The 21,785-nt window shown below is 45.7% G+C and carries 27 protein-coding genes; 13 read left to right on the top strand and 14 right to left on the bottom strand.

Going from position 1 to position 21,785, the window contains the following annotated elements:
* Window positions 1-219 (top strand): RNA-binding S4 domain-containing protein, encoded by a 219-nt coding sequence (locus MDMS009_RS14385; RefSeq protein WP_036314861.1) that lies wholly within the window; start codon window positions 1-3, stop codon window positions 217-219.
* Here the strand turns inward: MDMS009_RS14385 and MDMS009_RS14380 are convergent.
* On the bottom strand, window positions 211-786 hold the full coding sequence (locus tag MDMS009_RS14380) for a TetR/AcrR family transcriptional regulator (RefSeq protein WP_008292159.1): 576 nt from the start codon (window positions 784-786) through the stop codon (window positions 211-213). The genes MDMS009_RS14385 and MDMS009_RS14380 overlap by 9 nt on opposite strands.
* Before the next feature lie 97 nt (window positions 787-883).
* Here MDMS009_RS14380 and MDMS009_RS14375 point away from each other — a divergent pair, with 97 nt between their 5' ends.
* Together MDMS009_RS14375 and MDMS009_RS14370 are read left to right on the top strand one after the other, a co-directional pair.
* On the top strand, window positions 884-1,357 hold the full coding sequence (locus tag MDMS009_RS14375; protein WP_008292214.1) for a nuclear transport factor 2 family protein: 474 nt from the start codon (window positions 884-886) through the stop codon (window positions 1,355-1,357).
* A gap of 53 nt (window positions 1,358-1,410) precedes the next feature.
* Window positions 1,411-2,046, top strand: coding sequence for an esterase/lipase family protein (locus MDMS009_RS14370; protein ID WP_008292260.1), 636 nt, complete (start codon window positions 1,411-1,413; stop codon window positions 2,044-2,046).
* Here the strand turns inward: MDMS009_RS14370 and MDMS009_RS14365 are convergent.
* Entirely contained in the window at window positions 2,039-3,313 is a 1,275-nt protein-coding gene (locus MDMS009_RS14365) for an O-acetylhomoserine aminocarboxypropyltransferase/cysteine synthase family protein (RefSeq protein WP_008292085.1), read from the bottom strand. The two genes, MDMS009_RS14370 and MDMS009_RS14365, sit on opposite strands and share 8 nt — an antisense overlap.
* A 98-nt stretch (window positions 3,314-3,411) precedes the next feature.
* Here MDMS009_RS14365 and MDMS009_RS14360 point away from each other — a divergent pair, with 98 nt between their 5' ends.
* Together MDMS009_RS14360 and MDMS009_RS14355 are read left to right on the top strand one after the other, a co-directional pair.
* A complete protein-coding gene (locus MDMS009_RS14360; protein ID WP_043888398.1) occupies window positions 3,412-4,098 on the top strand; it encodes a type 1 glutamine amidotransferase domain-containing protein in 687 nt (228 codons plus the stop codon).
* A 39-nt stretch (window positions 4,099-4,137) separates the two neighbouring features.
* On the top strand, window positions 4,138-4,419 hold the full coding sequence (locus tag MDMS009_RS14355; RefSeq protein ID WP_008292134.1) for a peptidylprolyl isomerase: 282 nt from the start codon (window positions 4,138-4,140) through the stop codon (window positions 4,417-4,419).
* A 66-nt stretch (window positions 4,420-4,485) separates the two neighbouring features.
* Here MDMS009_RS14355 and MDMS009_RS14350 read toward each other — a convergent pair whose 3' ends face one another.
* From MDMS009_RS14350 to MDMS009_RS14315, 8 genes are all read right to left on the bottom strand, one after another.
* On the bottom strand, window positions 4,486-4,773 hold the full coding sequence (locus MDMS009_RS14350) for a hypothetical protein (RefSeq protein WP_008292124.1): 288 nt from the start codon (window positions 4,771-4,773) through the stop codon (window positions 4,486-4,488).
* 186 nt (window positions 4,774-4,959) lie between these two features.
* On the bottom strand, window positions 4,960-7,038 hold the full coding sequence (gene dinG, locus MDMS009_RS14345) for an ATP-dependent DNA helicase DinG (RefSeq protein ID WP_008292066.1): 2,079 nt from the start codon (window positions 7,036-7,038) through the stop codon (window positions 4,960-4,962).
* A gap of 2 nt (window positions 7,039-7,040) precedes the next feature.
* A complete protein-coding gene (gene recJ / locus MDMS009_RS14340; RefSeq protein ID WP_237700539.1) occupies window positions 7,041-8,807 on the bottom strand; it encodes a single-stranded-DNA-specific exonuclease RecJ in 1,767 nt (588 codons plus the stop codon).
* Complete coding sequence (locus MDMS009_RS15940; protein WP_008292091.1) at window positions 8,795-9,724, bottom strand: hypothetical protein; 930 nt, start codon at window positions 9,722-9,724, stop codon at window positions 8,795-8,797. Before MDMS009_RS15940 ends, recJ begins: the two co-directional genes overlap by 13 nt.
* Window positions 9,717-10,421 carry a DnaA regulatory inactivator Hda gene (gene hda, locus MDMS009_RS14330; protein WP_008292154.1) on the bottom strand — a complete coding sequence of 235 codons (705 nt, stop codon included), beginning with the start codon at window positions 10,419-10,421 and terminating at the stop codon, window positions 9,717-9,719. Before hda ends, MDMS009_RS15940 begins: the two co-directional genes overlap by 8 nt.
* Before the next feature lie 12 nt (window positions 10,422-10,433).
* Window positions 10,434-11,504 carry an AI-2E family transporter gene (locus tag MDMS009_RS14325; RefSeq protein ID WP_008292127.1) on the bottom strand — a complete coding sequence of 357 codons (1,071 nt, stop codon included), beginning with the start codon at window positions 11,502-11,504 and terminating at the stop codon, window positions 10,434-10,436.
* Entirely contained in the window at window positions 11,477-12,034 is a 558-nt protein-coding gene (locus MDMS009_RS14320; RefSeq protein WP_081443641.1) for a CDP-alcohol phosphatidyltransferase family protein, read from the bottom strand. The genes MDMS009_RS14325 and MDMS009_RS14320 overlap by 28 nt, the downstream gene beginning before the upstream one ends.
* A complete protein-coding gene (locus tag MDMS009_RS14315; protein ID WP_008292125.1) occupies window positions 12,031-13,086 on the bottom strand; it encodes a DUF2066 domain-containing protein in 1,056 nt (351 codons plus the stop codon). Before MDMS009_RS14315 ends, MDMS009_RS14320 begins: the two co-directional genes overlap by 4 nt.
* A 62-nt stretch (window positions 13,087-13,148) precedes the next feature.
* Here MDMS009_RS14315 and purM point away from each other — a divergent pair, with 62 nt between their 5' ends.
* From purM to MDMS009_RS14295, 4 genes are read left to right on the top strand one after another with little or no spacing between them, the layout of a single operon-like run.
* Window positions 13,149-14,207, top strand: coding sequence for a phosphoribosylformylglycinamidine cyclo-ligase (gene purM / locus MDMS009_RS14310; protein WP_008292196.1), 1,059 nt, complete (start codon window positions 13,149-13,151; stop codon window positions 14,205-14,207).
* The gene (gene purN, locus MDMS009_RS14305; RefSeq protein WP_008292038.1) at window positions 14,207-14,800 is read left to right on the top strand and encodes a phosphoribosylglycinamide formyltransferase; all 594 of its coding nucleotides are present in this window, start codon (window positions 14,207-14,209) and stop codon (window positions 14,798-14,800) included. The genes purM and purN overlap by 1 nt, the downstream gene beginning before the upstream one ends.
* A 2-nt stretch (window positions 14,801-14,802) precedes the next feature.
* A complete protein-coding gene (locus MDMS009_RS14300; protein ID WP_008292213.1) occupies window positions 14,803-15,561 on the top strand; it encodes a DUF3108 domain-containing protein in 759 nt (252 codons plus the stop codon).
* Window positions 15,558-16,163 carry an NUDIX domain-containing protein gene (locus MDMS009_RS14295; RefSeq protein WP_008292167.1) on the top strand — a complete coding sequence of 202 codons (606 nt, stop codon included), beginning with the start codon at window positions 15,558-15,560 and terminating at the stop codon, window positions 16,161-16,163. The genes MDMS009_RS14300 and MDMS009_RS14295 overlap by 4 nt, the downstream gene beginning before the upstream one ends.
* 2 nt (window positions 16,164-16,165) lie before the next feature.
* Here MDMS009_RS14295 and MDMS009_RS14290 read toward each other — a convergent pair whose 3' ends face one another.
* The 3 genes from MDMS009_RS14290 to MDMS009_RS14280 form a co-directional block, all read right to left on the bottom strand.
* Window positions 16,166-16,474 (bottom strand): PGPGW domain-containing protein, encoded by a 309-nt coding sequence (locus tag MDMS009_RS14290; protein WP_237700538.1) that lies wholly within the window; start codon window positions 16,472-16,474, stop codon window positions 16,166-16,168.
* A gap of 150 nt (window positions 16,475-16,624) precedes the next feature.
* Complete coding sequence (locus MDMS009_RS14285) at window positions 16,625-17,530, bottom strand: D-hexose-6-phosphate mutarotase (RefSeq protein ID WP_008292047.1); 906 nt, start codon at window positions 17,528-17,530, stop codon at window positions 16,625-16,627.
* Window positions 17,531-17,613: 83 nt separating this feature from the next.
* Entirely contained in the window at window positions 17,614-18,096 is a 483-nt protein-coding gene (locus MDMS009_RS14280) for an FKBP-type peptidyl-prolyl cis-trans isomerase (protein WP_008292173.1), read from the bottom strand.
* A gap of 181 nt (window positions 18,097-18,277) precedes the next feature.
* Here MDMS009_RS14280 and MDMS009_RS16160 point away from each other — a divergent pair, with 181 nt between their 5' ends.
* The 4 genes from MDMS009_RS16160 to hflD are packed head-to-tail and all read left to right on the top strand — an operon-like array spanning window position 18,278 to window position 21,012.
* Window positions 18,278-18,991: a pseudouridine synthase gene (locus tag MDMS009_RS16160; protein WP_008292080.1), complete on the top strand. Its 714-nt coding sequence runs from the start codon at window positions 18,278-18,280 to the stop codon at window positions 18,989-18,991.
* Window positions 18,873-19,277 carry an NUDIX hydrolase gene (locus tag MDMS009_RS16445; RefSeq protein WP_237700550.1) on the top strand — a complete coding sequence of 135 codons (405 nt, stop codon included), beginning with the start codon at window positions 18,873-18,875 and terminating at the stop codon, window positions 19,275-19,277. Before MDMS009_RS16160 ends, MDMS009_RS16445 begins: the two co-directional genes overlap by 119 nt.
* A 2-nt stretch (window positions 19,278-19,279) precedes the next feature.
* Window positions 19,280-20,383 carry a tRNA 2-thiouridine(34) synthase MnmA gene (gene mnmA, locus MDMS009_RS14270; RefSeq protein WP_008292278.1) on the top strand — a complete coding sequence of 368 codons (1,104 nt, stop codon included), beginning with the start codon at window positions 19,280-19,282 and terminating at the stop codon, window positions 20,381-20,383.
* Window positions 20,380-21,012: a high frequency lysogenization protein HflD gene (gene hflD, locus MDMS009_RS14265; protein WP_008292123.1), complete on the top strand. Its 633-nt coding sequence runs from the start codon at window positions 20,380-20,382 to the stop codon at window positions 21,010-21,012. The genes mnmA and hflD overlap by 4 nt, the downstream gene beginning before the upstream one ends.
* Here hflD and MDMS009_RS14260 read toward each other — a convergent pair.
* Window positions 21,009-21,719, bottom strand: coding sequence for an ABC transporter permease (locus tag MDMS009_RS14260; protein WP_237700537.1), 711 nt, complete (start codon window positions 21,717-21,719; stop codon window positions 21,009-21,011). The genes hflD and MDMS009_RS14260 overlap by 4 nt on opposite strands.
* Window positions 21,720-21,785 lie beyond the last annotated feature (66 nt).

Genomic DNA, 21,785 nt, shown 5'->3' with positions numbered 1-21,785 from the left:
ATGAGTCAAACCGTAGAAGTCGAGTTAACAACGAGCCCCGTAGAGTTATACAAAATTCTCAAATTTGAGGGTATTGCATCAAGTGGTGCCGAAGCAAAAATGTTAATCGAACAAGGCTTAGTGGCAGTCAATGGTGAAGCCGAAACACGCAAACGTCGTAAGATTGTCGCCGGCGATGAAGTCACGTTCGAAGACATTACCTTGCTGATTTCAGACTAACGAGGCATCAGGTAATAATTGTTCGGCGATAAGTTTCGCTTTTTTTGCAGCAGCCTTATCAGCTTGCACCTGTGCCGTGACAATCGCCCCCTCCTTCAATAGCACAAGCCGATCGGTCAGCACATTCACATCTTCATTTAGCTGTAGTTGTTTTACGTGAGACATAATCAACTCACGCACACGTAGTTTATGCCGTTGGCAAAGTTGATAGATAGTTGATTCAGGATTTCCATATTCAGAGCAGGTGTTAATAAAAAAACAGCCATGGAAGTTTGCCAACGTGGGAACACGGTTATTAAACCAATCATCTAAAGCATCAAACATGACGAGTAAGGCAGGTTTGCCTGGTTCTACTGACGTCATTCTCTTGTCTAGCCACACCAAAAATCGTTCATCACGATAGGCTAACACTGCTTCTATCAAAGCATCTTTACTTTCAAAGTGTGAATACAAGGTCTTCTTAGCGACCTTTGCTTGCCTCACTATCTGGTTTATTCCCACGGCATGAATACCCTGCTGATAAAACAGCTGAAAGGCTTGCTCGATAAGTTGCTGTCGTTTGTTCATCTCTATTCCGTACTCTTCTCATGGTCATCTTGATATGGGTATACCGATCTGTCTACCATGAGTAGACAATATGTTCTACCTAATGCAGAGATCCGCTATGACTATTGAAACCAAGCCGCCCTTTCCTCCTTTTGATGAGGCCAGTGCAAAACAAAAAGTCCGCATGGCGGAAAATGCCTGGAATACAAAAGATCCCGAAAAAGTCGCCTTGGCCTATACCATCAATAGTCGTTGGCGAAATCGTGATGAATTTCCACATGGTCGTGAACAAATAAAAACGTTTTTAACGAAAAAGTGGCAACGCGAAAATGACTACCGACTGGTAAAAGAGCTTTGGGCCTTTAACGCGAACCGGATTGCTGTCAGGTTTGCTTATGAATGGCGTGACGATGCTGGCAACTGGTTTCGCTCTTATGGAAATGAAAACTGGGAGTTTGATGAAAACGGCCTGATGCAAACGCGCTATGCCAGTATCAATGATATGCCAATCAAAGAAGCTGATCGAAAACTTGACTGGCCTGCCGGCCCGCGCCCTGATGACTATCCGAACCTTTCAGAGATGGGCTTATAAAACAGACTGTTCAGTAGTAATCTTGTGATGGACTCATCACCGTTATTCTGCCAATGAAACAACACGTTATTTTGCTACATGGACTGGCCAGATCATCGCGCAGTATGAACTACCTATCCAGAACCTTAATTCGTTCGGGATTCAGCGTTGATAATTGCTCCTATCCATCGCAGAAACTGTCGATTGAAATGCTCTCAGAAAAGGTGTTTGATCAGCTTATCGAGCGTATACCAAACTGCGACAAAGTCCACTTTGTTACCCATTCATTAGGAGGAATACTTTTACGCTATTACCTGAGTCAGCATGAGATACCTAAACTTGGCAGAGTGGTTATGTTGGCGCCACCCAATCAAGGCTCTGAAGTGGTCGACAGGATGAAACATTGGCCGTTGTTTCACTGGTTTAATGGCCCTGCAGGTCAGCAACTCGGGACGGATGCATCAGGTATCCCTCATCATCTTCCTGACGCTAACTTTGAGCTTGGTATCATCGCGGGTAGTCGCTCCATTAACTACTATTTATCAACGTTATTACCCAAACCGAATGATGGTAAAGTCAGTGTTGAGTCGACCAAATTAGCGGGCATGTCTGCACATTTGATTCTGCCGGTCAGCCATCCTTTCATCATGCGTAACCGGCAGGTTTGTCATCAAACAATTCAATTTTTACAATACGGCAAGTTTATTTAACGGCCTCAAATGCTTGGCTAATGTCGGCCAAGATGTCATCGATATGTTCTATTCCCACACAAAGTCGCAACATTTCTGGCGTTACACCTGCTGTTTTTAATTCGTGGGGTTCAAGCTGACGGTGAGTCGTCGAAGCTGGATGACAAGCTAAGGTTTTTGTATCACCAATGTTAACCAAGCGTTTGATCATGTTCAGCGCATCGTAAAATTTAACGCCAGCTTCAAATCCACCTTTAATGCCGAAAGTCAGTAATGATGACGGTTTACCATCAAAGTATTTTTGTGCCAACCGATGATACTTGTCAGTTTCCAGGCCGGCATAATTAACCCATTCAACCTTGTCATGTTGCGATAAAAACTCGGCAACCGCAGCAGCGTTTTCACAATGACGTTCCATTCGTAACGGTAAGGTTTCAATACCTTGTAATAACATGAATGCATTCATCGGCGATAAGGCAGAGCCGGTGTTACGCAGCGGTACTGTTCTTGCCCTTGCTATGAAAGCCGCTTCGCCAAACTGCTCCGTATAAACAACGCCATGATAGGCCGCTTCCGGCTCATTCAACATAGGGAATTTCGCTTTGTGTTGAGTCCAGGGGAATTTACCTGAATCAACAATAATACCGCCCAGTGTTGTGCCATGACCGCCCATGTACTTAGTCAGTGAATGCACGACAATGTCTGCCCCGTAATCGATAGGCCTTAGCAGAGCCGGCGTGGCAACCGTGTTATCAACAATCAATGGCACACCCTGTGCGTGAGCAAGTTGTGCAACGGCTTCAATATCAATGATATTACCGGCTGGATTGCCTATGGTTTCACAAAACACGGCTTTGGTATTGTCATCAATCAGACTCGCCATTGCTTCTGGTTGGTCAGTTGCAGCAAAGCGCACCTCAATACCCAGTTTAGGCAGCATATGAGCAAATAAGGTGTAAGTGCCACCGTATAATTGTGGCGTTGTGACAATATTGTCGCCAGCCTCAGCAATGGTCAAAATGGCATAGTGAATCGCAGCACTACCGGCAGAAACGGCTAATGCCGCGAGGCCTCCCTCTAATGCTGCAACACGCTTTTCAAGCACATCCCAGGTTGGGTTCATAATGCGTGAATAGATATTTCCCGGTACATCCAGATTAAACAAGTCAGCACCATGCTGCGCATTATCAAATTCATAGGCTACTGTTTGATAAATAGGAACCGCGCATGATTTGGTAACAGGATCCGTCTCATACCCCTCGTGCAGACATAAGGTTTCTATTTTCATTGTTTTCTCTCTCTTTCTTATAACGTGAAGTAAATACGCATGATGAACTGTCAACAATACAATGTCACTAGTCATTTACCACAGCTATAGGAGGTTTCATGCACATTTTAATGGTACTGACATCACATGATCGGTTAGGAACGACTGGAGAAAAAACGGGATTCTGGCTTGAGGAATTCGCTGCCCCATTTTATGTTTTCAAAGATGCCGATATTGACGTTACCATCGCCTCGCCCAACGGTGGCCAACCACCACTGGATCCTAAAAGTACCGCTGCTGACTTTCAGACTGAATCGACACATCGTTTTGACACTGATACAGCTGCACAAAAGCAATTAGCCAATACATTACCGTTGGCACAACTCAGAGCTGATGATTACGATGCGGTGTTCTATCCCGGTGGACATGGCCCATTATGGGATTTGTACTGTTCACCCTACTCAATCAACCTTATCCAAGACTTCATCGCTCAGGGTAAGCCTGTAGCGACGGTTTGTCATGCGCCTGCTGTGTTATTAAATGTCAAAGCACCGAATGGTGATTCCATCATTAAAAATAAATCGGTGACCGGCTTCAGCAACACAGAAGAAGAAGGCGTTGGCCTGACTCATATCGTGCCATACCTGTTGGAAGATGCATTAAAGGCGCAAGGAAGTTGTTACACCAAAGCGGATGACTGGGCGGCTTATTATTGTGCAGACGGTTTAGTAATCACGGGGCAAAACCCACAATCTTCCGTCGTAACTGCACAAGCCCTGCTCGACAGTCTCAAAGCGAGCACATAACTGTTATAATAAAAGTTTTAGCAAACGAGATTGAAAGAAATGGCAAAAGCAACCGCAAGACATATTCTGGTCGAGAGTGAAGAAATCTGTCTGGAACTGAAACGTGAAATCGAACAAGGTGCCGATTTTGCCGACATCGCTAAAGAACATTCTTCATGCCCGTCAGGCCGTAGTGGCGGCGATTTAGGTGAATTTGGCCCCGGCATGATGGTGCCAGAGTTTGATAAAGTTGTGTTTTCTGCGCCAGTGAATACCGTTCAAGGCCCGGTACAAACACAGTTTGGTTATCATCTGTTGGAAGTCACTAGCCGTTCAGAGTAATGAATTATCTAGTACCCAAAAAAAACCCGGCCAAGGCCGGGTTTTTTGTTTGTTTAAACGCTACGATTAAGATTGACGCGCTTTGACCTGCATGTACGCATCACTAATGGGATTAAACTCTTGTGTTCTTAATAAGCCTTTCTGGCTATCCAGCTGAGCCTTAAATGTCAGGCTGGCTGTTTTTTGTGTATGCGTTTGAAGGTAGCGATCTGAGAAGAAATTAAAGGCTTGTGGACGCAGTTGCGTTTTTTGCATATCCATTTGCTGAGCAAAGCTTTTCTCTGCTGTATCAGCAAACGTTGGAGCAGAAACTAATAAAGCGCCAGCAAAAATGCTTAAGGTCAATTTTTTCATTATAAAGCTAATCCTTCAGTGTGTTTTGCCAACCAAAATGGGCTAGGCAATGTGGCAGAGCCATGTCTTACCACCTGCGACTATGATAAGTCCTGAAGGCCGAATTGCTTGCAGCATAAGCTCCCATAGATAGGGGGAAATGCTTCCTAATAAACCGAGAAGATCTCTCTGTTTGGTATCTCAACCCTATTGTTGTAAGCGATAATCGGGCAAATGTTGAAGTAGTTGTTTGCCGTAACCTTTGCTTAATAAGCGTCTATCCAAAATAGTAATACGGCCAGTATCTGTTTCTTTTCGCAGTAAACGACCACAAGCCTGTATCAGCTTTACACTAACAGCTGGCAGCGATAAAGCTGTGAAGGGTTGCCCGCCTTTACGAATGATCCATTCTTGTTTGGCTTGTTCTATCGGGCGGGTGAATACAGGGAACGGTAACTTGGTAATGATCACATGCGTGCACAGGTTACCGGGCAGATCGATACCTTCTGCAAAGCGATCCATACCAAAGATAATACTGCCCTTACCCGCCTCAATCTGCCGAATATGTCTTTGCACCATATTTTTGGGTGATAAGGTATCACCTTGAATGAGAATCTTTGTAGTCAAGCGTTGTGGCAATTGTCGATAGACCGCTTCCATCACCTCTCTGGAAGTAAACAACACTAAGGTCGCTTCATCAACATCAATAATGCTGGCCAATTGTTTGACGACTTCTTGTCGCCATTGTTGTTGCTGTTCATTTGGCAAAAATTGCATATGCGGCAAATTCAATGTTGCCTGATCGCTATAGTTAAATGGCGATGGCACAGCAAGAAAGTGTTGTTCAGAAAACCGATGTAAACCACAGTCCATTCGGAAACGATGAAACAAGCCCATACCGCGTAATGTTGCCGAGGTTAATACCACACTATAGGCACGTGTCCATAAACTGCGATCCAAGAAATAGGCTGCTGTCATAGGCCCGGCATGAATCACTAGGGTTTGTTGTTTAGCAAACTGTTCTTGCGATAACCAGCGAACATTCGGTGGTCGATCTTCTTGATCAGGCTCTAGAAACAGCCCCATAAAATCAATCAAATAACCAAAAATATTTTGAACCGTTCCTACTTGTGGTAATAAGGCTTCCCCGACCTTATTGGATAATTGCGTTTTTTCCAGTCCCTCTTTAATCCATTTCGCCAGAACCGAATAATGTTTGTAGATATTATTGGCACGCTGTAAAAGGTTCTGGCAAGGTATGAGTAAGGCATTAACCAAGGGACTATTCCAGAATATCCGCGGTTCACTGATGCGTTTTTCTAACACATCCTGCACTAAACCATCACTCTGTAAAATCATTTCTAATTGCTGAAGGTGGCTTATCACAGCGGGTAAATCACGGCGTAGTTCTGACAACATATAGCCAAAATCATGTTGTCGAAATGCCAACGCAGAAGGGATTTTCTTGAGCACACTATCCGCTGTTTCTGTCGTTTGATATAGCTGAACAAAATTAAGCGCTTTGGCAGCGTGATCTAATGCTTTACGTGGCAGGTTATGCGCTTCATCAAATACAAACAATGCTTCTTCAGGATTAGGCAATACCAATCCCCCGCCCAAGTCGGCATCACTTAAAATGAGATCGTGATTGGCCACAATCACCTGTGCACTAAGCATTTCACGACGTAACTTGTAATACGGGCAGCGTAAGTAAAATGAACAGCTTTTTCCTGCACACCCCTCGGAGTCAGTTGAAATTTGCTGCCAGAGTTCCGCTTCCAACTTATCGCTACGGCTATCTCGGTCCCCATCCCAGCGTTCTTGATCCCACTCCGATAATAATTGCTTGGCATGGGCCATATGCAGAACCCGCTTATATTTATCGTCAATATCAATGCCGAGTTCTTGCTGTTCTGGTGCTGTGGCTAATTGGCTAAGTTTACTCGGACAGACATAGCGTCGACGCCCTTTTACCTGCACAAAACGAATCGGATGCTCCAGAGCTGAAGAGAACAGAGGTAAATCTTTTTGAATTAATTGCTGCTGAAGATTAACGGTCGCCGTGCTGATAACCAACACTTTTTTATTGTTGATGGCAGCTTCAATGGTGCCACTCAAATAGGCTAAGGTTTTTCCAACACCGGTTGGCGCTTCCACCACGGCAACACGTTGTTGCGCTTTTTTTTGCATAGAGGCAGCAATAAACTCGCTCATTTGTTGCTGCTGAGGCCGAGGTTTAAAGTCAGCAACCACCTGGCCTATGCGCTCAAATATCGTCGCAACCAACTTTAGTTCTCAACTTGTGCGGTCTGAGGCGGTAATAAATCGTCTATTAGAAACTGTATGGTCTTAGTGGCACGGAACTCATTGACGGCTAAACGATAACGGATCAGGATTTTGCTCCCCCTCTCCAGCCACTCCGGTTTTTGTTGCCTGAATGCCATCGCGGTAATTTCGCGACTATCACCAAGCTGAAGGCTCAACCTCAAATGATCCGCTTCTTGACCAACCAAACGCCAGGATTTGACGTCGAATAAACCATGAAAGCGTGGCTCTTCAAAACCTTGTCCCCAAGGCGCTGCCTGCGGTAGCTGTTCGGCTAACTGCAGGGTTATTTCATGGTGTGAGAGTTCACCATCTGTCGCTAATTGCTGCTGATAGACGGCAGCATCGACTGAGTCTGTTAAAACGGCTTCAAAAGCAACGCGAAAGTTGTCTAAATCGTTCAATTTAAGTGTTAATCCCGCCGCCATCGCATGGCCGCCAAAGCGTTGCAGCATAGTAGGATTTTGTGCAGCAATACGCGCCAGAACATCACGAATATGGATACCGGCTATAGAACGGGCAGAACCTTTTATTTCGCCTTCATTACCCGGCGCAAAGGCAATCACAGGCCTGTGCATCTTTTCTTTTATACGTGACGCTAATAATCCAATCACACCTTGATGCCACTCTGGATCGTAAAGGCAGTAGCCCGGCGCAACAGTAGCCGTCTCCAGGCTGAGTTTATCCAGCATGGTCAACGCATCTTGCTGCATTTGTTGTTCTACACCACGGCGTTCAAGATTTATCTGGTCAAGCTGTGCCGCAATTGATAAGGCATCTTGCCATTCATCGGTGAGCAGCAGGTTAATGCCCAAGCCCATATCTTCCATCCGGCCCGCTGCATTTAATCGCGGCGCAATACTGAATGCTAAATCAGGTGACACCAACTTATCGGTCTCTCGCCCAGCAATCTGACTCAACGCCCTGATTCCCGCGCAAGCTCTGCCACTGCGAATACGTTTAAGCCCGATATCTACGAGGGTTCTATTGAGTTTATCTAATGGCACCACGTCGGCAACCGTCCCTAGGGCGACGATATCCAGCCAGTCACTCAGTTTGGGCTCGTCCAGGTTTTGTTGCATAAACCAGTCTTGCTCACGCAATGCTTGCCTTAGCCCCAGTAGCAAGTAAAAGCAAACCCCGACGCCTGCGAGATTTTTTGACGGAAACGCATCACCGGCCTGGTTTGGGTTAACAATAGCGTCAGCTGTGGGTAACACTTCCCCAGCTAAATGGTGATCGGTCACTAACACCTTGATACCGCGCTGTTGTGCCGCTTCAACACCTGCAACCGCCGCAATGCCATTATCAACCGTCAGCAATAAATCAGGCTGTTCTGTCGTGTTTGGAATGTCATCCAGTAACTCTGGTGTCAAACCATATCCATGGATAAAGCGGTTAGGAACGATAAAGTTAATATGCTGTAAGCCCATCGCTCTGAGTCCGCGAATAGCTAAAGCACAACTGGTTGCGCCATCACTATCGAAATCGGCAACGACCGTCACTTTCCATTGCTTTTGCAATGCCTCAACCATGATAGCAACGGCCTGGTCCATTCCCAGCATCTGCTGTGGTCGTGGCAAATTAGCCAATTCAAAGAATAATTGTTCGGCTTGCTTGATACCGCGCGCCGCCATAATACGGCGGATACAATCCGGCCAGGCGTCGGGCAAATCCTGCCAACCACTACTATCACGCTGTTTAATTTCAACCTGACTCATAACCAACATCGCCAAGCTGATAAAGGTGTCAACCGATAACAGCCCCACTCGGGAACAATCAGATTGAGTTCTTTAAGTTGCCATTTTTTCAAGGCTTTGATGGCCGGTATTAGCCAGTTCGCGGATAAGCCATCGAGTTGAGTTTGCCACTCTTTATCTACAACGAGCGGCTCAATATGGAGTTGCTTGTCGTTTGCCTTATCAAAATGCTCCATTACCGGCTGATAGGTAGAGTGACTTAAGGACACCAAGGTTTGTAGCGTGTCGTGATGTCCGGATACCAATGACCACGATTGCCAGCTTTGTGGCAAAACACCATTGCCCCAAAACCAAAGACTGTTAATCGGGACTTTGCCTGCCGCCTCACGTGCCTGATTTAATGGGCACTCGAATAAAAGCATTTGAATCTCATTCCACAGCCTGATCCAGTTCTCAGTATTATCACCAGTCGGTAAAAAGTCGGTGACGGTTTGACCGTGTAATCCTTCTTTGGCTGAGAATTGTGTCAGAACAGGCTCTGCTAATTGCAGCAGCCACTGGTCAGCCGTTTGAACCTGTAAGCTGCCACCAAACTCATCGAATAATGGTTGCAGATAGTGTGCAAAGGCATTTGCTTCCTCAACACCAAGGTCTAAATCACGGTAAAACAATAATAATTTATCGCGATCGGGATGTAAGTAACAGGGATCCGCACAAAGACTATTAACGCTTCCCTGTCGTAACGCCGCCATGGGCAGATCTGCGTTGTGCGGTGCGTCAGGACTAAATAATTGCAATAGCTGCTGATACGCCCCGGCCGAATCGTGTGTAAACGCTGCTTTAGCTATAACCGTTTTCATCAGTTGAGGTAGCATCGCGCGATTCAGTTCATTACCAAACAAAACCGCATAGTCAGGCAGAACCAGACTCAGCGAGGTTTTAGCCACTGGCCAGCACCTGTCTGATAAAAGGAATTGTGAGCTTACGTTTTGCCTGTAAAGAAGCTTTATCAAGCTGCTGCAACACTGACATCAATGCAGGCATATCGCGGCCATAATGGCGTAATAAATATTGAGCAACATCGTCGTTCATTGTCAGACCACGCTTCTGCGATTGCAGAATCAGCGCTTGCTGTTTTTGTTCGTCTGACATGGTAGTAAGTTGGTACACCAATCCTGTTGCTAAGCGTGAGCATAAATCAGGCAACTGGATCTGGCTGTTAGCCGGATTGTGTTCTGCTGAAACCAATAGGCTGCCTTTGGCATCATGCAATCGGTTGAAACAATGAAATAACGCGACTTCCCACTCTTTGTTGCCAGCAACGGCTTCCAGATCATCCAAACACAATAAATCTGCCTGTTCAAGGGACTGTAAAACGGCAGGCTCAGAGGTCTGGATTAACTCGGCTAATGAGAGGTAAATAACTCTAAAACCAAGCTTTTGCACTTTTTCAGCACAAGCGATCAATAAATGTGTTTTACCGGTACCGGTCTCGCCGTAAAGGTAAAGGAAATCAAGATTATCCAGTCGACAGAAGCTCTCCAAAGCCCTTTCGGTTTCAGTTTTGGCGAAAAGATAATTATCAAAGTGATAAATTTCTTGTGGCGACAGGCGCAACGTTAATTGTGTTTTGGCAACAGACATCAGTGTTAAAAGTTATGAATAAAGGTGGCTGGTAACATAGCGCTGATGTGCATGACGCAACAACACCATCACCACAGCGGCGACCGGCAAAGCCAATAAAACGCCCGTAAAGCCAAATAGTTGACCACCGGCCAAGACAGCAAAAATCACCGCCACTGGATGCAGGCCTATGCGTTCCCCGACAAAGCGTGGCGTCAATACCATCCCTTCGATCGCTTGCGCAGCAGCAAAAACAATAGCCACATACAACACGGGTAACCATTCACCGAATTGGAAAAATGCAGCCAAACCAGCCAGTACTATACCTACAATCAAACCTAAATACGGCACAAAACTAACAACACCGGCAATGACACCGAGTAACAATGCGAGTTCTAAGCCAATCAACGTTAAGCCAACCGTGTAAATAACTGCTAACGCAAACATAACCATCAATTGACCACGTATAAAACCAGCCAGCATATCGTCACACTCTAATGACATTTGAATAAAGGTGCCGGAATATCGGCGCGGTAGTAATTCTCTGAAACGTGCCACTAATACATCCCAGTCACGCAACAAATAAAATGTCAGCACAGGAATCAGAACCAGGTTGCCGACCCACTGCAACAGCACCATGCCTGAACGTGTCATGTAATTGAACACGCCTCCGGCTACTTCTCCTACTTGCGACCAGTAATTACTCAGTGCCTGCTTCAAGGTTTGCAGGTTGAGCACATCCGTTGGTAAGCCCACTGAAATCAGCCAAGGCTCTATCAGTTTCTGCAAGGTTGTTAGATAGCCAGGCAAATTGGTGAATAACTTGGCTACCTGCGCGCTTAACAAAGGCAGCAACACCAACAGCATTATCGACACAACAAGAAACAAGACACTAAAAACCAAAGTGACTGATATAGTTCGGGATAACTTCCAGGTTTCTAACTTATCCACCAAAGGGTCACCCAGATAAGCTAATAAAGCAGCAATAAAGAAAGGCATCAAAACGGGTGACAGTTGATAAAACAACCAGCCTGAAACAATGACTACGATAACCAGAATTAGCTTATTGATATCACTCATTTTGTTTGCTTGAACTGCCGCCATGCTCGTCCTCCCCAGACCAGAACATACTCCGTGCCGCTATTAATCACGCTCGCAGCAACCAGCCAAATGCCAACCGTGACCAGTTGTGACACACCGTGAAACCACTGTTGTTGTACAATGACTAACAATACCAATGCAATCTGCAAGGCGGTATTGATTTTACTGCTCCATAAGGGAGTTAAATCGAATCGTCCTACAAAATAGTGATATGCCAGTCCACCACTCACTATCAATAAATCTCTTATCAGTACCAACCAAAGTAGCCATAACGGCAATAATGTTAGCCATGTGAGCGTAGCAAAACAGGCAACTAGCAATAATTTGTCTGCAATAGGATCTAAAATTGAGCCAAGCCGTGACTCCCAGTGGTAATGCTTTGCTAAAAAGCCATCCAAGGCATCAGAAATGCCGGCAACAGCAAATAATATCAGTGCTAATACAAATTGCTCAGTGGCTAATGCCCATACAACAGGCGCGACGAGCAGTATTCGCATAACTGAAATCAGATTGGGGATATCGCTTCGACTCAAGGCAACAACCGGTAAGATTTGGCACCATTGCTGTCAAAGGATGTTTCTTCTGTCAGCATCCGGCCGACAGCCAACGTGCGTTGCAATACCTGTAAATTACCATTAAACGCGATATCCAAATCAAGCTTCTGTTCGTTTAGATTCATCACACGAATGTCAGTGATGTAGTCAAGTTGCCTGAGATACGTCATTAGACGGGTGAAATCACCATAGTCCATGACATCAGAAATGTTCATCTGCAAACGCTGTACAGCCTGGTTTGTGTCTATGGTCTGGCTGAAGCGATTAGCCAGCACATCAGCTAACTCTCCGATACCATGCTTAAATGCATCTGGAAGTTGTCCCTGTGATTGCCAGCGCTTGATATCTCCATCAATCATAGCCTGCCACTCTATCGTCGCATTGCCGTTATCCAGATTCACTTGGGCCAATAACAAAATATCCGCGCCATATCGCAGTGAAGCTGCTTGAACTACCGCGTCATCTTGTTGCCAGACAGCGTCGAAACTGACCTGTGAAAGATCGTGTAAATCCATTAACGGTAAAAGTATGGGTAAACCACGCTGCTCCGCGGCTTCGTTTAATGGCTGAATAAGTTTTGTCTCACTATTTTCCAGGCCAAGTAACGTTTGTTTACCATCTTGTTGAAGCGCAACCCAAGCTAAAATATCAGGACGCACTCTGCCCCATATCGGTAAACCCAAATCACGTATAGCCTTATTAACGCCATCCGCGTCAAACCGTTGCTTCAGAACGAGTTGATCGGGTTGCGTTAAATCCGCTTGAACGACGTTAGTGCGCTGGTATTCATATTGCTGAACCAAGGTGGTCGCTTTATCTAAAACGGCTGTTAAATCCGCTTTTTCAACTACGCTGCTATTGCCTACTACTTTCACAATGACTTGTTTGAGTAGTGCAGGCGTCAATTGGTTACGCTTTTGTTCGTCGCGAGAATCAATGGCTAGCTGAGCGTGGTAGAGATTATTAACCTCAGCGGCATAGCTGCCACAGGTCAAGCTGAGCAAAATTAGGGAGAAAATTAATCGATGCATTGTGGTATTCTAACACGCTGTTTTCAGCGTGTGACGCTCTACATTTTTTTCAGGAATTAACCATGACAGACAGCGCGGATCCTTCTCGCACCTCTCTCAGTTATCGCGATGCCGGTGTTGATATCGAAGCCGGTAACGCCCTAGTCGATCGTATTAAACCTCATGCCGCTAAAACCCGTCGTCAGGGTGTCATGGCTGGCTTAGGTGGTTTTGGCAGTTTATTCGAATTGCCACTGGATCGCTACAAACACCCCGTATTAGTCTCAGGCACAGACGGTGTGGGTACTAAACTTAGACTCGCTATTGAGTCAGGCATACACAACACAATCGGCATCGACCTAGTCGCCATGTGCGTGAATGATATCGCCGTGTTGGGCGCAGAGCCACTGTTTTTCCTCGACTATTATGCGACAGGCAAACTTGATATAGATGTCGCGGAATCTGTTGTCTCAGGTATCGCCGAAGGCTGTTTACAAGCAGGCGCGGCATTAGTCGGTGGTGAAACCGCCGAAATGCCTAGCATGTACGAAGAAGGTGACTATGATCTGGCCGGCTTTTGCGTTGGCGTCGTTGAAAAAGATGGCGTAATTGATGGCAGTAAAGTGGCTGCGGGTAACAAACTAATCGGTCTTGCCGCATCAGGGCCGCATTCGAATGGTTATTCATTAATCCGCAAAATCCTAGAGCGTAGCGGTCAGTCTCTTAGTGATGCATTTGATGGTGCCACCTTAGGTGAAAAGCTACTAGCACCAACCAAAATTTATGTTAAGTCTTTGTTGCAGCTTAATGAAAAAATTAACATTCATGCGCTATCCCACATCACCGGTGGTGGTTTATTGGAAAATATTCCACGGGTGTTACCCGAAGGTGTGAAAGCCGTGATTGATGCCAATAGCTGGCAACGTCCTGCTGTTTTCGACTGGTTACAGCAACAAGGTAACGTTGAAGATACCGAAATGTACCGTACCTTTAATAATGGTATCGGCATGGTGGTAGTCGTGGCCGAACAAGATGCTGATAAGGCGATCGAATGTCTCAATCAAGCAGGCGAATCAGCGTGTCTTATTGGTCATATCGAAGCGGCCGTTGCTGATGACGATATCGTGGTAATCAACCAATAATGACAGATAAGCAAGAAAAAACGCGGCTGGTGATCCTGATCTCCGGCCGCGGTAGTAATATGCGCTCTATTATTGCTGCCGCCGAGCAAGGTGAGTTGAATATTGATATTGCCGCTGTACTCAGTAACCGGCCTGATGCTGCTGGCCTTCAGTTTGCTCATGATGCTGGAATCAGTACTGCCGTTATCGACCATAAACTATTTGAGAGCCGTGAAAGCTTTGACAAGGCAATGGCTGCTGAGATTGACCGTTATCAGCCTGATTTTGTCATTCTTGCCGGTTTTATGCGCATTCTAACCGCCGAGTTTGTAGACCATTTCGCAGGCAGACTGATTAACATTCATCCTTCTCTGTTGCCAAAGTTCAAAGGGTTACATACTCATCAACGCGCTATCGAAGCCGGTGAGAAAGAACACGGTGCCAGTGTGCACTTTGTCACAGCAGAATTGGATGATGGTCCGGTAATATTGCAAGCCAAAGTGCCGGTATTAACTGATGATGATGCCGATACGCTGGCAGCAAGAGTTCTCGAACAGGAACATCTGCTCTATCCTGCTGCCATAAAGAAATTGGTGACTCAACAAGCGGATTAATCATGCTCAAAAAAATCGGTCTTTTTCTGTTACTTAGCATTTCAACTGCCCTGGCAGCACAGGAGATCCCCGATTTTTCAGCGAATTATCTGGTCCGGCTCAATGGCATACAGGCAGGCGAATTAAAACGTAGTCTGGAAACACAAGAATCTGGTTTGAAACGCTTTTACTCTGTTAGCCAGGCTAAAGGGGTATTTTCATTTTTCAAACCGGATCTGATCGAAGAAACCAGTATCTGGCAACCAAACAACGGCAACGTTAAGCCACACAGTTATATTTACCAGCGCAGTGGCGGTAAAAAAGACAAAACCTTGGCTATGGACTTTGACTGGCAAAATAACCTTGTCAGTATTGATGATAAAAAACACCCATGGCAGCTTGAACTTGAACCAGGCACTTTAGACAAACTCGTCTATCAAATCAGCCTGATGAAAGATCTCAAGCGTGGTATCAAGTCGATTGATTACCGGATAGCCGATGGTGGCAAACTCAAAACCTATCACATAACGGTTTTGGGGAAAGAAACTATTACCACGCCGATGGGCCATATAGAAACAATTAAGCTCACCCGTCACCGTGAAAAACCCAGTGACCGCGAGACGACACTGTGGTGTGCGCCCGCACTCAACTATCTGCCTGTAAAACTAGAACATATCGAAGATGACACTAGCTTTACCGCGGTGCTGCGCCGTCTAAAAGGAATTGATACCGACACCGCCTTTACCCCACTGCAATCAGCCAATGCCATAACGCAACCATGACCCAAAAACAGTTCCGAATCCTTGAGCAAGTCACCCCTTTTCAGGGCTTTTTCAACGTCAAAAAGTACACAATAGAACATACCTTGTACAACGGTGGGTGGTCTGCACCTGTAACGCGTGAAGTGTTTCACCGGGGCAACTGTGTCGCGGTGATTCTTTACGATCCGCAGCGCGATGAAGTCGTAATCATTGAACAATTCCGAGCTGGGGCGATACTGACACAGAAACAAGAAGATGCTTGGTTGCTGGAAATTGTTGCTGGCGCGATGGAAGACGGCGAAACACCAGAAGAGGTTGCCAGACGTGAGGCAATTGAAGAATCTGGTTGCCATATACAAGAGTTGGTCAAAATTAATGAATTTTTTACCTCCCCCGGTGGAACCTCGGAATGTCTGACATTATTCTGTGGCAGAGTAGATGCCAGTCAGGTAGGTGGAATTCATGGTCTTGATGATGAAGATGAGGATATTGCGGTAAGTACGATGAAATTTGATCGCGCGTATGAGTTAATGCAACAAGGTCGCATTATTTCTGCCATTCCAATTATCGCGATTCAGTGGCTTTATATTCACCGCGAATCCCTACAACAACAGTGGCGTTAAACTCAGAAAATTAACGGTTCCCGCCCTGCCCGCTTTCGCAGCCAGTCGATTGCGCGGTGAACCCCGGGATAGCGAATTAAACGTCTTTCAAAGCGATATTTACCTGGAAAATTAAGCAACAAAATGCCAATAAATATCGTCAACAATCCCTGCCCTGGCAATACCAGCATTGCCAGCCCAAGTACAATAAAGACAATACCGAATAGGTTTTTCACTATCAGCACTAGCCATCGAATAACAAAATGTTGTTGCGCCCAAGGAGCAGGCTGACGCTGTTTCTCAGCAAAATAATCGACAGGAATTCTGACCACAAAATAGGGAATCAGAAACAAGGAAGCAATAAAAGAGAGTAATGATATAAAGCCTAAAGCTACTAGGATAGCGTCATTGCCCCAGATAAAATTAAACAGCGCTTGTAGCGAGAAAGAGTCCATTTTCAAAGCGCTGTTCTATTTAGCTACCTAAGCCTCTGAGTTAATGCTGTAACTAACATGCATATGGTGTGCTGCGCCTGGAGCGATAATGACGCTATTAGCTAGTGCATTTGCAGTTTCCACACAAATAAACTGCTCATAGTCTTCAGCCGACATATCATTCAGAGCAGCCGCTTTATCCCATGGATTCCACACCACAAAATTATCTGCACCGTTATGCTCAATTTCGATACGACGCTTCAACGAAGCATCAATAATCGCAACACGTTGCGGTGCATCTAGATAGACGCGGTCAGTTTCTTTATCAGCCTGAATATCACCAGCTTGTTTTTGCTTGGTAAAACCCAAGGTTTTATCCAGATAATCGATACCATCCAACCCACAAACTCGGGTTTGGCTTATATCTCCCACTCGGAAATAGCTGTGTAGCGCTTTTGAAATACTAAAAGGGATCTCACCTTTGTTTTCTGTCGTCAGTGATAGCGATAAGGTATCGCCAATATGAATTTTTTTCCGCAGTCTAAATTCGCTTGGCCACCACTGCTTACTCGTTGCAGTCGATTCCAAGCCTAATGTGATTTCAACATTATTATCATGAATTTGACTGTCTAACACATCCCAGAACAGATTACGGGCAAAGCCGTGCGCCTGACGCCCTAAACTGCCGGGGTCATCACCAAACCATGGCCAGCACAATGGCGCTCCACCGCGAATGGCCTTACCTTGCTGATAAATTGCTTTCTGACTGAGATAAAACAGATCATGTTCAGCTGTCGCGGGCTTAAATGACAACATTTGCCCGCCATACAAAGCGACTTTGGCACTGGCACGTGAGGTAGCCACTTGAATCAATGGCATACCCGATGGGCCTTCGATAAATTGAATATTATCCTCTCGACCAAAAAGTCGATTTAAATCATTCAGGTTTTGCATAATTCATTGTTTCCAAACAAAAAGACGGGCACTAAGCCCGTCTTTCCTTAGACGTGGTGAGCTGTTTTTACACAGCAGTCACATCAATGTTGGTGACCACCTTCACCATGAACGTGACCATGCTCTAATTCTTCTTCGCTTGGCTCACGCACTTCACGGATTGTCACATCAAAATTCAGATGAACACCAGCTAACGGGTGATTACCATCTACAGTGATTGTCTCGTCATTAATTTCAACAACGGTAACCAAAACTGGGCCTTGCTCAGTTTCAGATTGGAACTGCATGCCGACTTCTACTTTTTCAACACCGCTAAACAATTCGCTCGGTACTTCTTGCTTCAATTGCTCATGACGGTCGCCGTAGGCTTTTGCAGGCTCAATGCTTGCTTTCACTTCATCGCCAGCTTCTTTATCAATCAATGCTTCTTCCAGGCCTGGGATAATGTTACCAGCGCCATGCAGGTAGGCCAGTGGACCAGCACCTTCTGAGCTATCAATCACACTGCCATCGTTGTCGGTCAGTGTATAGTCGATAACAACGACTTTATTCTCTGCAACTTTCATTTAAATTCCTCACTTAAACGTTGTGGATTATAGCTGCAGCTCAATCACTACAACTCTTGGGCATTGACACGAATAGTTTTACCATTCTCCGGTACACTAATTAAGCGAATAACAGCCCACAAGGGCGTACCTGAATGTCAAAAAAGCCGCATTTTATCATTAAACTGTTCACTCACCTAATATGACCCAGCTGATCCTGTTCAATAAACCCTATGACGTACTCACTCAATTCACGGATAGCGCGGGACGGCGCACGTTAAAAGATCACATCGATTTGGAACAAGTCTATCCGGCCGGGCGTCTTGATAGGGATAGCGAAGGACTGCTGTTGCTTACCGACTCTGGTCCATTGCAACACCTGATTGCCAATCCAAAATTCAAATTGGAAAAAACCTACTGGGTTCAGGTCGAGAATATCCCCGATGAGACAGCACTGCAACAGTTACGCGATGGTGTAGAGTTGAAAGACGGACTGACGTTACCCGCTAAAGCACGTCTTATCGATCCGCCTCCTGTCTGGCCAAGAACTCCCCCGATACGCGAGCGTAAGTCTATTCCCACACAATGGTTGGAACTTAAAATTCAAGAAGGCCGAAATCGTCAGGTCAGACGCATGACCGCTGCAATAGGATGCCCCACCCTTCGTCTAATCCGTTATTCAATTGACATATGGACATTAGACAACTTGTCACAAGGACAATGGCAAGCAGCGCCGGACGCAGACATGATAAAATGGCGGAATGATTTGGAAACCAAGAACAACCGTCGCCGCCGTGATCCAACACAACGATCAGTTCCTGCTGGTCGAAGAAGAAATCCGCGGAAAACTGACCTTAAACCAGCCCGCCGGTCATCTCGAACCCGACGAAAGCTTAATCGAGGCAGTGATTCGTGAAACACAGGAAGAAACTGCCTGGCAGTTTACGCCAGAGCATTTGGTTGGTATCTACCGTTGGATACACCCCCTAAAGGGCGATACCTATATTCGGTATTGTTTTTCTGGTCAGGCGACCCAACATGATCCGACACAAGCACTGGATGACGATATTCATCAAGCATTGTGGTTAACATACGAACAAATTGAAGCGAGATATACTGATCTTCGAAGCCCCTTAGTGTTGGAATGCTTTCAGGACTATATGGCCGGTCATCGCTACCCTCTCGATATTTTGCATAACTAAATATGGCTGAAAATAAAAAAGTAGTAGTCGGTTTATCCGGCGGTGTGGATTCCTCTGTCGCGGCGTTATTATTGAACCAACAACATGAACAGGTAGAAGGTCTGTTTATGAAAAACTGGGTCGACTTTGCCGATGAGAGTGAATGTACAGTTGAAGAAGATCGCAAAGACGCCATGTCAGTAGCGGAAACGGTCGGCATCGACTTCCATGAAGCAAATTTTGCTATGGAATATTGGGATTATGTGTTCAAACATTTTCTTGATGAATATCGCGCCGGTCGCACCCCCAACCCCGATATTCTGTGTAACCGTGAAATCAAGTTTAAAGCATTCCTTGATCATGCAATGGAACTCGGCGGTGTTTTAATCGCAACCGGTCACTACGCCCGAGTTGCAGAACGTGATGGCAAATTTCACCTGCTAAAAGGTCTGGATGATAAAAAAGACCAGAGTTATTTTTTGTACACGCTTGGTCAGCAACAATTATCCAGAACCTTATTTCCTCTTGGGGAGCTTCCTAAAACCGAAGTTCGCCAAATTGCAGAACAAGCAGGCTTTATCAATCATGATAAAAAAGACAGCACCGGGATCTGCTTTATCGGTGAGCGCCATTTCCGTGAATTTCTGAGTCGCTACATCCCTGCTCAACCGGGTGAAATGCGGACACCTGATGGTGAAAAAATTGGTGAGCACGCAGGTCTAATGTATTACACACTGGGTCAGCGCCAAGGTTTAGGTATCGGGGGGCGTAAAAACAGCACCGGTGAACCTTGGTTTGTGGCCGGTAAAGATATGGAAAACCGTATTCTTTATGTTGTTCAAGGCGATCACCCCTGGTTGTGGAGTCAAAACCTGACAGCAGAACAATTATCATGGGTAGCAGGCGAAGAGCCCGAATTCCCTTGTCGTGCTGCAGCCAAAACACGCTACCGCCAACCCGATCAGCCCTGCACGATCAGCAAAGATGACAATGGGCTCATTCATGTCGAGTTTGATGATAAACAACGTGCCGTCACGCCAGGTCAGTCTGTTGTCTTTTATCAACAAGATGATTGTCTTGGTGGTGGTATTATAGTCTCAACTGATGCACCAGGTATGCATCCATGAGTATTTCAGCCCGTCAACGTGACAGAACGATTGCCTTATCAGCTGTTTTACAAGCGGCGACTTTGGTGCAGCGTATCGCTGAAACCGGTCAAGCAGATAGTCGTGAACTGGAAACGATGTTGCAGAGCTTAGTCATCCAGAATGCGGATTCAACCGAATCGGTTTATGGAACTGTTTCCGATTTAAAAACCGGTATCCAAGCACTCAACGCACAATTATCGAAAAAGAAAGACAAAAAAGATGTGGTGTTGTTGCGTTACGTCATCAGTCTTTTGCACCTGGAGCGTCAATTAGCTAAACAACCTGAGATGTTGGATCAAATTAGCCGTGAGATTGAGCAAGTACCGCAACAAATTGACTACTTTGGTGAGATTACCTCACCGCAGGTGATTGCCCGTTTTGCTGATATCTATCACCGCACCGTGAGCCAATTAAAGCCTCAAATTCAAGTCTATGGTGACCCCGGCTTTTTACAACAGCCTGATAATGTAAATAAAGTACGCGCTTTGCTGCTGTCTGGCATTCGTGCCGCCGTATTATGGCGCCAGAAAGGCGGCCGTCGCTGGCAGTTTTTATTTCAAAGTGCCAAAATTATGGCCGCGGCAGAAGCCTTATACAGCGCATCTTAAATAAACTGTTTGCGACTAATTTTAAGAAAAAGTGCTGTTGATAAACCTGCTGATCCAAAAATCATGCACATCACTACGATTTGATAATGTGCAGCTATTATCGGTGACACACCCGATAGAATTTGCCCCGTCATCATGCCGGGTAATGAAACAAGACCCACGGCAAACATGGCATTTACCGTAGGAATGAAGGCTGCTTGAAAAGCCTGACTCCTTGCCTCGGTATATTTCTTCTTTACCTTTAGCTCCGCTTGCAAGCGTTCAGCTGCCAGACTGATGCTATTCATCGAGTTCGCGAATATCATGCCGGCTAATGGGATCATGTAGCGAGGTTCAAACCATGGGTTTAAATCAATCACGAATTGGGTAACCAAGGCCAATGTGAGTCCACCACCCATTAAAATTGACCAGAATGCATACACAAATAACTGCTGACGTTTAACTTCAACTGTCCGCAGAGCAATCCAACTCGCCGCTGACACCATTACCAGCATCACAGCCACCACAATCCATGCCTGCTCAGCAGCGAAAATGGTTGTGAGAACGTAGCCGACTAATAACAATTGCACAAGCATGCGCAACAAGGCATAAATCGCATTGCCTGCCTGCAACGACCAGCGAAACATGATGACCAGTACCAAAAGCACAGGCATAAACGCCAACGCCAGATTAAAGGGAGGAATAACTTGAATCGTTTCGTTCATCATATCGTCTTCACAAAAAAGGCTGTTTCCTCGAAAGAAAACAGCCTCTGATGGGAAAAATAATGCCAG

Source organism: Methylophaga thiooxydans DMS010 (genome assembly GCF_000156355.1).
In the GTDB taxonomy this organism is placed as follows: Bacteria; Pseudomonadota; Gammaproteobacteria; order Nitrosococcales; family Methylophagaceae; genus Methylophaga; species Methylophaga thiooxydans.
This window is presented reverse-complemented; position numbering and strand designations above follow the sequence as displayed.

Excerpts from the sequence above, each read along its gene's own strand:
- MDMS009_RS14385 (WP_036314861.1), top strand. The coding sequence starts at position 1 with ATGAGTCAAACCGTAGAAGTCGAGTTAACAACGAGCCCCGTAGAGTTA.
- MDMS009_RS14380 (WP_008292159.1), bottom strand. The coding sequence starts at position 786 with ATGAACAAACGACAGCAACTTATCGAGCAAGCCTTTCAGCTGTTTTAT.
- MDMS009_RS14375 (WP_008292214.1), top strand. The coding sequence starts at position 884 with ATGACTATTGAAACCAAGCCGCCCTTTCCTCCTTTTGATGAGGCCAGT.
- MDMS009_RS14370 (WP_008292260.1), top strand. The coding sequence starts at position 1,411 with ATGAAACAACACGTTATTTTGCTACATGGACTGGCCAGATCATCGCGC.
- MDMS009_RS14365 (WP_008292085.1), bottom strand. The coding sequence starts at position 3,313 with ATGAAAATAGAAACCTTATGTCTGCACGAGGGGTATGAGACGGATCCT.
- MDMS009_RS14360 (WP_043888398.1), top strand. The coding sequence starts at position 3,412 with ATGCACATTTTAATGGTACTGACATCACATGATCGGTTAGGAACGACT.
- MDMS009_RS14355 (WP_008292134.1), top strand. The coding sequence starts at position 4,138 with ATGGCAAAAGCAACCGCAAGACATATTCTGGTCGAGAGTGAAGAAATC.
- MDMS009_RS14350 (WP_008292124.1), bottom strand. The coding sequence starts at position 4,773 with ATGAAAAAATTGACCTTAAGCATTTTTGCTGGCGCTTTATTAGTTTCT.
- recJ (WP_237700539.1), bottom strand. The coding sequence starts at position 8,807 with ATGTTGGTTATGAGTCAGGTTGAAATTAAACAGCGTGATAGTAGTGGT.
- hda (WP_008292154.1), bottom strand. The coding sequence starts at position 10,421 with ATGTCTGTTGCCAAAACACAATTAACGTTGCGCCTGTCGCCACAAGAA.
- MDMS009_RS14325 (WP_008292127.1), bottom strand. The coding sequence starts at position 11,504 with ATGGCGGCAGTTCAAGCAAACAAAATGAGTGATATCAATAAGCTAATT.
- MDMS009_RS14315 (WP_008292125.1), bottom strand. The coding sequence starts at position 13,086 with ATGCATCGATTAATTTTCTCCCTAATTTTGCTCAGCTTGACCTGTGGC.
- purM (WP_008292196.1), top strand. The coding sequence starts at position 13,149 with ATGACAGACAGCGCGGATCCTTCTCGCACCTCTCTCAGTTATCGCGAT.
- purN (WP_008292038.1), top strand. The coding sequence starts at position 14,207 with ATGACAGATAAGCAAGAAAAAACGCGGCTGGTGATCCTGATCTCCGGC.
- MDMS009_RS14300 (WP_008292213.1), top strand. The coding sequence starts at position 14,803 with ATGCTCAAAAAAATCGGTCTTTTTCTGTTACTTAGCATTTCAACTGCC.
- MDMS009_RS14295 (WP_008292167.1), top strand. The coding sequence starts at position 15,558 with ATGACCCAAAAACAGTTCCGAATCCTTGAGCAAGTCACCCCTTTTCAG.
- MDMS009_RS14285 (WP_008292047.1), bottom strand. The coding sequence starts at position 17,530 with ATGCAAAACCTGAATGATTTAAATCGACTTTTTGGTCGAGAGGATAAT.
- MDMS009_RS14280 (WP_008292173.1), bottom strand. The coding sequence starts at position 18,096 with ATGAAAGTTGCAGAGAATAAAGTCGTTGTTATCGACTATACACTGACC.
- MDMS009_RS16160 (WP_008292080.1), top strand. The coding sequence starts at position 18,278 with ATGACCCAGCTGATCCTGTTCAATAAACCCTATGACGTACTCACTCAA.
- mnmA (WP_008292278.1), top strand. The coding sequence starts at position 19,280 with ATGGCTGAAAATAAAAAAGTAGTAGTCGGTTTATCCGGCGGTGTGGAT.
- hflD (WP_008292123.1), top strand. The coding sequence starts at position 20,380 with ATGAGTATTTCAGCCCGTCAACGTGACAGAACGATTGCCTTATCAGCT.
- MDMS009_RS14260 (WP_237700537.1), bottom strand. The coding sequence starts at position 21,719 with ATGATGAACGAAACGATTCAAGTTATTCCTCCCTTTAATCTGGCGTTG.